Origin of the sequence: Polaromonas sp., from assembly GCF_029945895.1 — a bacterium.
In the GTDB taxonomy this organism is placed as follows: domain Bacteria; phylum Pseudomonadota; class Gammaproteobacteria; order Burkholderiales; family Burkholderiaceae_C; genus Polaromonas.
This window is the reverse complement of the sequence record NZ_JAQSDL010000001.1, coordinates 1-6246: the sequence shown is the minus strand read 5'-3', so window position 1 is coordinate 6246 and position 6246 is coordinate 1. Positions and strand designations below refer to the sequence as shown.

The window sequence follows — 6246 nt, the reverse complement described above, 5'->3', positions numbered from 1 at the left end:
CATAGTCGCCCGGCAGGCCGGCCAGCTCGGCCTCGAAGTTCTGGAAGCAGAGGTCAACGCCCAGCTGGTCGGCGTACTCCTGAAAAATCAGGCGTGTGGCCGCCAGCTGTTCCGGCGTGGACGCGGGGATGAACTCGATGGTGGGAGAAGAAGCAGGCATGGCGCTGAAAGTCAAAACCCAGTTTATCGGTTTTTTGCGCCGCCCTGACCGGGACTTGCCCGGGTCTGCGTTACAGGGCGTGTCAGAACGCGGGCGCAGCCTGGCTGCTGATCCAGTAGACCCCGGCCGCACAGACCAGCAGCACACCCAGGGCCAGCAGCCGCGAAGCCGTGTCGTCGCGCGAGGCGGGTACGGCGGTTACCAGCTCCTTGTCGCCATGCAGCATGGCGCCCACCAGATTGTGTTTGCGCCTCAGGTAGACCACGATGGCCACGACATGCAGCACCACCAGGGCCAGCACGATCCACTTGCCGATGTTCGTGTGGTAGTTGGTGGCCAGGCCGACCGTGGCGTTGGAGACAAACCGCGTCAGCGGTCCTGCGAAGGCGATTTCGTCGTCGCTGAGCAATCCGGTGCCGACCTGCGCCAGCAGAAAACCCAGCATGGCAAACACCGACCCGGCGCCGATGGGGCTGTGCCCGACGCCGTGTTCCGGCCTGCCTTTTCCCTTGAGGTAGTTGATCACGCTTGCCGGTGAATAAATGAACGCCCCGAAACGGGACCAGCGCCCTCCCACCAGGCCCCAGACGATGCGAAACAGCAGCAGCGTCAACACCGAATAGCCGAAGCGGAAGTGCCAGACCATGGCGTTGCCGCCCACCGTGCCGGTAATCGCCAGCCCGATCACGGCGGCGACCAGCGCCCAGTGAAAAAGCCGCGTGGGCAGGTCCCAGACGCGTATTTTGTGGATGTGCTGGTTCATGCGTGACCCTTCTTGTTGTGTCTGTTGCCTGGGCCGTCATGCGGCCATGGTATGTTTCATGCGTCGGGTTCAGCGCCCGCTTGCTTTTCCTTGGTGCTTACCCTAGTCATCCGGTTCCGGTGGAACTTTGCGTCCGGGATACAGCTCCTTTGACAGGCAGTCTATCGGGAAGCACTGCCCATCGCCAGAACATGTACAAAACCACGAGGAAAAATAAATGAAAACTTTTGCCTGTATTGCAGCCGCTGCCACCCTGCTCGCCCTGGCTGCACCGGCCTCTGCCCAGTTTGCCAAACCCGAAGACGCCATCAAGTACCGCCAGAGCGCCCTGTCCGTGATGGGCACGCATTTCGGTCGCGTCGGTGCCATGGCGTCCGGCCGCGCGCCTTATGACGCCAAGGTTGCTGCTGACAATGCAGAGATCGTGGCCGCCATGGCCAAGCTTCCGTGGGCCGGCTTTGGTGCAGGCACGGACATGGGTGGCAACACCAAGGCCAAGCCCGAAATCTGGACCGAGCAGGCCAAATTCAAGGAATACAGCGACAAGCTGCAGGTGGAAACCACCAAGCTTGCTGCCGCCAGCAAGACCGGCAACCTCGACAACCTGAAAACCGCTTTTGCCGCAACCGCCGATACCTGCAAGGCCTGCCACGACGCGTTCAGGAACAAGTAAGCCCCCACGGTCACTCACTGCGTGTAGCTCCCTGCCCCCCGGGGGGGGGGCCGCTGCACCTGCGGGCCGGCACAGCCGGACCCGCGGCCCCTGCTTGAAAAGGCGGGACCTCATGGCGGTGAGCAATAAAAAGGCCGGTTTCCCTGACGGGAAGCCGGCCTTTTTATTGGGGCTGGAGGCGGGCGACGAACTCAGCTCTCAGCTAATAGCTTCTCAATCAGCCGGTGCAGGGCCGCAAAGTCCGGCTCGCCCACGTACTGCTTGACGATTTCGCCGCGTTTGTTGACCACGTAGGTGGTTGGCGTGAGCTGCACATCGCCCCAGGCCTTGGCCACCGCGCCGGTGTTGTCGATGGCCACCTTGAAGGGCAGTTTGCGGGTTTCGGCGAAGTTGACGACGTAGCTCGGCGGGTCGTAGCTCATGGCCACGGCCAGCGTGTCGTACCCCTGGCCCTGGTACTTGTTGTAGGTGGAGATGATTCTCGGCATCTCGGCCACGCAGGTGACGCAGCTGGTGGCCCAGAAATTGACCAGGGTGACCTTGCCCTTGAGGTCCGCCGTCGTTTTCCTGCTGCCGTCGAGCAGCACAAACGTCGACTCGGGGGCGACCTGCGGACCACCGCAGCCGGCCAGGCCGGCAAGGGTGCCCAGCGCCAGCAGCGAGGCGAGGGCGATCCGGCATACTGCGGCTGAAACTGAACTCATATTTGTGAAGGATCCCGTCATGCAACGTCGCAATTTTAACCAGGCCGGTGTCAGCGCCCTGGGCATGCTGATTATGGCCACCTGCCAGCAGGCGCAGGCCCTGTCGCTGGGCGACCTGAGCAACGCAGAAGCTTCCAGTGGCCTGAAAACCGCCCTGGAAAACGGGGCATTGGCGGCTGTGGCCCTGCTGGGCAAGACTGATGGATTCCTTGGCAACCCGAAAGTTCGCATTCCTTTGCCCGGTTACCTCGAAGACGCGTCGAAACTGCTCAGAAATTTCGGCCAGGGCCAACGCATTGACGAACTAGTGACCACCATCAACCGCGCCGCCGAAGCCGCGGTGCCCATGGGCAAGGACCTGCTGGTCAGCGCCGTGCGCTCCATGAGTGTCACCGACGCCAAAAACATCCTGGCCGGTGGCGAGACCTCGGTCACCAACTTCTTCGCCGAGAAAACCCGCGCCCCGCTGGGGGTGAAGTTCCTGCCGGCGGTGACGCAGGCCACGGCCAAAGTGGGTCTGGCCAACAAATACAACGAGTTTGCCGGCAAGGCCGCCGGCTTTGGCCTGGTCAGGAAGGAAGACGCCAACATCCAGCAGTACGTCACCAGCAAGACGCTCGATGGGCTCTACCTGGTCATCGGCGAAGAAGAAAAGAAGATCCGCCAGGACCCGGTCGGTACCGGCAGCGCAATCTTGAAGAAGGTGTTTGGGACGATGAAATAGCCAGGTTTCAGAAATGGAGGGTCAAATTGGCCTGCAGCCCTTATGCAGCAAGCGCAAGCTGCTATAAAAAAGTGAGTAACCGGGTTGAGGGTTGACGGCCGAGGCGGCTTCTCTACCGGGGCGGGCCGTTCAGGTGGGGTCCGACAGGGAGCTCACAAAGGCGGTCTTGGCGCTGGTGTAGGCCTCGCGGTCGGTCGGGTGCCGAACTGCGAGCTCGGCCTTCAAGGCGGCATAACGCGCTGCCAGCACGGGGCTGGCGCGCAGCGCATCGCGAAATTGCAGATGCCGGGTCCACACCGGGCCGCCGTGCACCACAATGTGCAGGTGGTGGGTGCGGCGGCCGTCAGCCCAACGCATGAACCACTGGCGGTCGGTCAGCGTGGCATTGAATTCTGCCGATGTGGTGTAGCCCGCCTCACACAGCGGTTCGGCCAGCGATCTGGCCATGGCCATGGTTTCGACGCCCGCCAGCAGATCCACAATGGGTTTGGCCACCATCCCGGGAACGGCCGTGCTGCCGATGTGTTCGATATCGACAAAAACGAGTGGAAAAAGCGCCAGCAAGCGGTCCTGCTCGGCCACAAACCTGTCCGGCCAGCGGCTGTCGTAGGCCTGCAAACTCACATCTTCGTGAATGGCGGCATGCAGGGAGTCGGCATCGGTCATGCGGTGGCCTCCGCCTTGTTGCGGTGGTAGGTCAACGCCATGGCGATACAGAACTTCAGTGCCTGCGCCGGCACTTTCGTGTTTGTGTCGAACACAATGCTGCGGTTTCCCTCGTAACTGAGCTCTGTCGGAAAAAGCGTCCTGAAGGTGTCCACCAGCGTGGTCTGGCAATTGAAGTACAGCGCGTACTGCGTGTTGCTGGCTTTCTTGGGCGCCATCCTGATCGTACTGCCGCTTTTCGAGCGTGCCGTCAGGTAAGCCGGTTCTCCCCATTTCAGGGTTTCATGGAGTTCGCCCACGCCAGCGGTGCTGGCCGCAACCTCGAAGACCATCGCGCGCAAGGCCAGCATCCGCTTCTGGATGGCGGCCGGGCAGGCGTTGAACACGGCTTCAACGGCCGGGTCTTCAAAGGGATGCACGGCAGCGCTCATGTTCTTTTGCCGAGGGTGACGGCCGGGCCCGTTGGGCGGCCGTCCGCCAGCGCCTTGCGCGCCGCCGCAAGCCGCTCTTCCTGGCAGGCAGCACCTGCCCGCCTGCCGGTAGCAACGTGGCGTCTGCCCGGCTCGGTCATGCGCAGCCCACAAGAATGCGGGTCAAACCGGCGGGGTCGCTGATCATCGGGTCGTGGCCGGTCTTGAGCTCCACGATCTTCGAATTGGGCAGCCAGGCGCCGTCCCAGAACTTGGGGTCTTTCGCGCGCAGGCGGCTGGGTTCAATGGTGGCCAGCGCCGGCTGGGTGCAGTTGACAAAAGTGCGCGGGATCGCGGCCACCCGCTGGATATCGAAATTCAGCGGCGCCTGGTAGGTGTTGCCGGGGTGCGGCGTCTGCCGGCGCTTGACCCAGGCGTGGTCGGCGTCATGCAGGCCAAACACCTCCGGGTCGGGTGGCGGAAAGCTGAAACGGGTTGACGCCTGCGCTGCCGACAGGCGCTGCTGCTGCGTCGCCGCCGACTGTGTGCTGCTCCAGCTTTCGCCGGGTTTGGGAATCACTGCATCCACATAGACCAGGTGTTTGAGGTGTTTGCCGAGTCGGTCGGCCACGGCCGTGCCAATCATGCCGGCGTAGGAATGCACGGCCAGAATGACGTCGTGCAGCTCTTCCACCTCAATGGCGCTGATCACGTCGTCAATGTGCGTGTCGAGTGTGATGCTGGGCGCGAGCAGGTGTGCGCGTTCGCCCAGGCCGGTGAGCGTGACCGCATGCACCCGGTGGCCCTGCTGCTGCAGCGCCGACGTGACCCGCTGCCAGCACCAGCCGCCGTGCCAGGCACCATGCACCAGAACAAAATTGGCCATCAGATCACCTCTTTGCGTTTCAGCTCAGACAGTTGCGCGTCGGAGTAGTTCAACACGCTGCGCAGGACTTCCTCGGTGTGCTGGCCCAGCATGGGCGGCGGCAACCCGCCTTGGCCCGGTGTGCGCACTGGGGTGGCACTCAGTTTGATCGGACTGGACACCAACCGCAAGTGATTTTTTAACGGGTGCTGCCACTGCGTCACCATGTGCCGCGCTTCGATTTGCGGGTCGTCAAACACCTCGGCCAGGTTGTTGATGGCGCCACACGGCACCTTGGCCGCCTCCAGCGCCGCCAGCCAGTCGGCCTTGGTCCGCGTTTTCATCACCGTTTCAAGAATCGGCACCAGCTGCGCCCGGTTGCGCACCCGGTCGCGGTTTTTGGCAAACAGCGGGTTCACGCCCAGCTCGGGAATGTTGGCCGCCTTGCAGAACTTCACATACTGGCTGTCGTTGCCCACCGCGATGATGATGTGGTCCTTGGTCCCATCCGGGGCGGGCGCCACTTCAAACACCTGATACGGCACGATGTTCTGGTGCGCATTGCCCGCGCGCCCCGGCACCTTGCCGCTGACCAGGTAGTTGGCGCCCAGGTTCGCCAGCATCGCGACCTGTGTGTCCAGCAGCGCCATGTCCACCTGCTGGCCCTCGCCGGTTTTCTCGGCATGGCGCAGCGCGGCAAGAATCGCGACGGTGGCGTACATGCCGGTCATCAGGTCCGATACCGCCACACCGACCTTCTGCGGTCCGCCGCCCAGGTCGTCACGCTCGCCCGTCACACTCATCAGCCCGCCCATGCCCTGAATCGCGTAGTCATACCCCGCGCGTTCGGCATACGGCCCGGTCTGGCCAAAACCGGTGACCGAGCAGTAAACCAGTTTGGGGTTCAGCTTTTTCAGCGAAGCGTAGTCCAGCCCATAACGCGCCATGTCGCCGACCTTGAAGTTCTCGACAAACACATCGCAGTGCGCCACCAATTCGCGGATCAGCGCCTGGCCTTCCGGCTTGGCAATGTCACAGGTCAGCGAACGCTTGTTGCGGTTGGTGCCCAGGTAATACGCCGCCTCGGCAGTGTCGGCGCCCGCACCGTCCTGCAAAAACGGTGGCCCCCAGGTGCGCGTGTCGTCGCCAGTGCCCGGCCGTTCGATCTTGATCACGTCAGCGCCCAGATCGGCGAGGGTCTGGGTACACCAGGGGCCCGCAAGCACGCGGGAGAGGTCGAGGATGCGGATGCCGTCTAGGGAGTTCATGGGGGCATTTTGC

Annotated in this window: 8 protein-coding genes and 1 pseudogene; 2 read left to right on the top strand and 7 right to left on the bottom strand. The window is 63.0% G+C overall.

What is annotated here, in order from left to right:
- Both PSV33_RS00045 and PSV33_RS00040 read right to left on the bottom strand, forming a co-directional pair.
- Positions 1-160 (bottom strand): annotated as a pseudogene (locus PSV33_RS00045) (GNAT family N-acetyltransferase); the annotation flags it as partial.
- 82 nt (positions 161-242) lie between these two features.
- Positions 243-923, bottom strand: a complete 681-nt coding sequence (locus PSV33_RS00040) for a cytochrome b/b6 domain-containing protein (RefSeq protein WP_300557311.1) — start codon at positions 921-923, stop codon at positions 243-245.
- A gap of 217 nt (positions 924-1140) precedes the next feature.
- Here PSV33_RS00040 and PSV33_RS00035 point away from each other — a divergent pair, with 217 nt between their 5' ends.
- On the top strand, positions 1141-1596 hold the full coding sequence (locus PSV33_RS00035) for a cytochrome c (protein ID WP_300557309.1): 456 nt from the start codon (positions 1141-1143) through the stop codon (positions 1594-1596).
- A gap of 191 nt (positions 1597-1787) precedes the next feature.
- Here the strand turns inward: PSV33_RS00035 and PSV33_RS00030 are convergent, their stop codons facing one another.
- Positions 1788-2300 (bottom strand): TlpA disulfide reductase family protein, encoded by a 513-nt coding sequence (locus PSV33_RS00030; RefSeq protein ID WP_300557307.1) that lies wholly within the window; start codon positions 2298-2300, stop codon positions 1788-1790.
- Between the two features lie 19 nt (positions 2301-2319).
- On the opposite strand from PSV33_RS00030, the gene PSV33_RS00025 reads away from it, so the two are divergent.
- Positions 2320-3024: a DUF4197 domain-containing protein gene (locus tag PSV33_RS00025; RefSeq protein ID WP_300557305.1), complete on the top strand. Its 705-nt coding sequence runs from the start codon at positions 2320-2322 to the stop codon at positions 3022-3024.
- Positions 3025-3153: 129 nt separating this feature from the next.
- On the opposite strand, the gene PSV33_RS00020 is transcribed toward PSV33_RS00025, so the two are convergent.
- The 4 genes from PSV33_RS00020 to PSV33_RS00005 form a co-directional block, all read right to left on the bottom strand.
- Positions 3154-3690, bottom strand: coding sequence for a GrpB family protein (locus tag PSV33_RS00020; RefSeq protein WP_300557303.1), 537 nt, complete (start codon positions 3688-3690; stop codon positions 3154-3156).
- Positions 3687-4121 (bottom strand): DUF1801 domain-containing protein, encoded by a 435-nt coding sequence (locus tag PSV33_RS00015; RefSeq protein WP_300557301.1) that lies wholly within the window; start codon positions 4119-4121, stop codon positions 3687-3689. The genes PSV33_RS00020 and PSV33_RS00015 overlap by 4 nt, the downstream gene beginning before the upstream one ends.
- A gap of 136 nt (positions 4122-4257) precedes the next feature.
- Positions 4258-4986, bottom strand: a complete 729-nt coding sequence (locus PSV33_RS00010; protein WP_300557299.1) for an alpha/beta fold hydrolase — start codon at positions 4984-4986, stop codon at positions 4258-4260.
- Positions 4986-6233, bottom strand: coding sequence for a CaiB/BaiF CoA-transferase family protein (locus PSV33_RS00005; protein WP_300557297.1), 1248 nt, complete (start codon positions 6231-6233; stop codon positions 4986-4988). The genes PSV33_RS00010 and PSV33_RS00005 overlap by 1 nt, the downstream gene beginning before the upstream one ends.
- Positions 6234-6246: the final 13 nt, after the last annotated feature.

What these genes read in the sequence shown, in the direction of transcription:
- PSV33_RS00015 (WP_300557301.1), bottom strand. Translation starts at nt 4,121, where the DNA reads ATGAGCGCTGCCGTGCATCCCTTTGAAGACCCGGCCGTTGAAGCCGTG.
- PSV33_RS00030 (WP_300557307.1), bottom strand. Translation starts at nt 2,300, where the DNA reads ATGAGTTCAGTTTCAGCCGCAGTATGCCGGATCGCCCTCGCCTCGCTG.
- PSV33_RS00040 (WP_300557311.1), bottom strand. Translation starts at nt 923, where the DNA reads ATGAACCAGCACATCCACAAAATACGCGTCTGGGACCTGCCCACGCGG.
- PSV33_RS00025 (WP_300557305.1), top strand. Translation starts at nt 2,320, where the DNA reads ATGCAACGTCGCAATTTTAACCAGGCCGGTGTCAGCGCCCTGGGCATG.
- PSV33_RS00020 (WP_300557303.1), bottom strand. Translation starts at nt 3,690, where the DNA reads ATGACCGATGCCGACTCCCTGCATGCCGCCATTCACGAAGATGTGAGT.
- PSV33_RS00035 (WP_300557309.1), top strand. Translation starts at nt 1,141, where the DNA reads ATGAAAACTTTTGCCTGTATTGCAGCCGCTGCCACCCTGCTCGCCCTG.
- PSV33_RS00005 (WP_300557297.1), bottom strand. Translation starts at nt 6,233, where the DNA reads ATGAACTCCCTAGACGGCATCCGCATCCTCGACCTCTCCCGCGTGCTT.
- PSV33_RS00010 (WP_300557299.1), bottom strand. Translation starts at nt 4,986, where the DNA reads ATGGCCAATTTTGTTCTGGTGCATGGTGCCTGGCACGGCGGCTGGTGC.